General features: G+C 62.1%; 4 protein-coding genes. All 4 read left to right on the forward strand.

The window, feature by feature from the left end:
- On the forward strand, positions 1 to 228 hold a 228-nt coding region (locus AC1DUU_RS30380; RefSeq protein ID WP_476787028.1), incomplete at its 5' end, for a DUF4376 domain-containing protein.
- 282 nt (positions 229 to 510) lie between these two features.
- A complete protein-coding gene (locus AC1DUU_RS30385) occupies positions 511 to 1,368 on the forward strand; it encodes a lysozyme family protein (RefSeq protein WP_476787029.1) in 858 nt (285 codons plus the stop codon).
- Complete coding sequence (locus AC1DUU_RS30390; protein WP_476787030.1) at positions 1,365 to 1,598, forward strand: hypothetical protein; 234 nt, start codon at positions 1,365 to 1,367, stop codon at positions 1,596 to 1,598. The genes AC1DUU_RS30385 and AC1DUU_RS30390 overlap by 4 nt, the downstream gene beginning before the upstream one ends.
- Positions 1,599 to 1,751: 153 nt before the next feature.
- Complete coding sequence (locus AC1DUU_RS30395; RefSeq protein ID WP_476787031.1) at positions 1,752 to 2,093, forward strand: DUF1515 family protein; 342 nt, start codon at positions 1,752 to 1,754, stop codon at positions 2,091 to 2,093.
- The last annotated feature ends 46 nt before the right edge of the window (positions 2,094 to 2,139 follow it).

A 2,139-nucleotide genomic window follows, 5' to 3' on the forward strand; every position in this document is an offset into this window, starting at 1 on the left:
GGAGCCGGAGCCATCCGCCACCCCACTACGATCATCAAATTCAAGGGCCTCGGTGGGTGGGTGACGCTCGATGCCGCGACGATGATCGCAATAGGTGACGCGGTGTTCTTCCACGTCCAAGCATGCTTTTCACGCGAAGAAGAGCTGGCGGCCGAGATTGCGGCGGCTGGTGACGAGGCTGCGCTCGACCTGGTCGACATCAATACAGACTGGCCGGCCAATACCTGAGTCGATCAGCACTCCGGCGCGCTTCCTAAAACCCAAGTTGCCACAGAATGGCGCTCGCCGTGGCAAATTTGACGGCGACAAAAAGCCAGTCGGCCCAGTTCATTTGATACCTCGCTACAGGCCAACCAACCACAATATGGCACTGGCCACGGCGACGAGCGCCACGACGAAAACAGTGTCGTCGATAGTCATCGGCTTGCCGCGGGTAGGGTGGCTTTCTCCATAGGCCAATGGCCCGCGCCTCCTTTGGCGCACACAACCCAAAATCAAAGGATTAGTTCCATGGACAAGACCGTTCCCACCGGAGCGGCGCTTCTGCTCGACTTCATTTATCGAACAGACGCCGGCAAGGCCCCGCCTGAGTGCTACGAGACCATCTTCGGCAATCGCCAGACAGGCCTTGCCAAGCCGATCACCAAGATGACGCTGGGCGAGCTGATCGACGCGCAGAAAACGTGGTCGACGAAGGCGTGGGCCAAGAAGTTCGGCTCCGACAAGGCGTCGTCGGCCGCTGGTGCCCCGCAGTTCATGCGAGCGACGCTGATCGATTTGTCGAAGGAATTGCACCTGTCCGGCGCCCAGGTCTTCAATTCCGACTTCCAGGACCGGCTTGCCTTCCACCTGCTGAAGCGCCGTGGCTACGAAGCCTTCATGGCCGGCAAGATCGATCGCACCGAGTTCGGCAAGCGGCTGGCGCAGGAATGGGCCAGCTTCCCCGTTCTTGCAGCCTGCAAGGGCGCCCATCGCCAGATTAAGCGCGGCGATAGCTACTATCTGGGCGACGGCTTCAACAAGGTTGGCACGAAGCCCGAAACGGTCGAGGCACTGCTTGATCGGGTGAAAGCCGCCGGCAACCATGTCCCAGATCCCGGGCCTGTCGCCGTTCAAAAGCCAATCGTGGTTGAGAAGCCCGTCGTGGCCGACCCGGGCGAACTCGAAACACCAACCACCAAGAGCAAGACCTTCTGGACCTGGCTGCTGACTGCCATCGGTGCGCCGCTGGCGGCTTTCGGCAATCTCGACTGGCGCGTCCAGCTCGCGATTGTCGCCGTCATCGTCGCCTTCGCCATCTACGGCATCAAGCGCCGGAACGATCTGTTCAAGGCGGTGAAGGGGCTCAAGGCGGAGTTCGGCGAATGAGGGCGGCTCTGATCGCCGCAGCCGCCGCCATCGTCATGGGTGGCCTCATCTGGAGCCATAGCGCAGCCTATCGCTATGGCCGCTCAATCGAACAAGCGCGCTTTGCCGCACAGATCACCAAGGAGAATGACGATGCGGGCAACGCAGCTGAGAAATGGCGCGCTGAGTTTCGCCGCTGCACTGGCATTGGCGGGCTGTTCGACTTCGAAGCCGGCGCCTGCCAGCATTGACGGGCTGCGGGCTGTRGTCGGCACCTCGCTGATCGGCGCACAGGGCAAGACGCCTGCCGACCAGGCGGGCATCRACGAGACGGCGGCGGGTCTTTGCGCCGGCGGCGTATGGACCAAGAGCGAGTGCGCTCGGCACGGGAAGGAAAGCCGCAAGTGAGYGAGCGCAGCATAGACATGATGTTGGGGCGAATGGAAGGTCAGCTTGAGGCGATCCTTGATCGCATGGACCGTGCCGACGAAAGCCGGGCGGGTGTTCATCGCCGGCTTGACGAGTTCGGCCACCGGCTCACAAGGGTTGAGGCTGACGTGATCGCGGTGAAGCACAGCCAGACAAGCATGCAGGCCGTGACCGACGACGTGGTTAACCTGCGAACGCAGGCACAGGGTGCCGGCACCGCTGGGCGTTACCTTCTCAAGATCGGCTTAGGTGTCGTTGGGAGCGCCGGATGGCTGCTTGGCGTCTATACTTGGCTCACAGGTCGGTCGCCGCCTTGATCGAGCGAGGAAGTTGGCCGCGAGCGCGACCCGGCTAAAGTGCTTC

This window comes from Aminobacter sp. P4_H6_2 (assembly GCF_056400805.1).

Bases quoted from the DNA above. Each gene is read 5' to 3' on its own strand.
- AC1DUU_RS30385 (WP_476787029.1), top strand. From the start codon at position 511: ATGGACAAGACCGTTCCCACCGGAGCGGCGCTTCTGCTCGACTTCATT.
- AC1DUU_RS30390 (WP_476787030.1), top strand. From the start codon at position 1,365: ATGAGGGCGGCTCTGATCGCCGCAGCCGCCGCCATCGTCATGGGTGGC.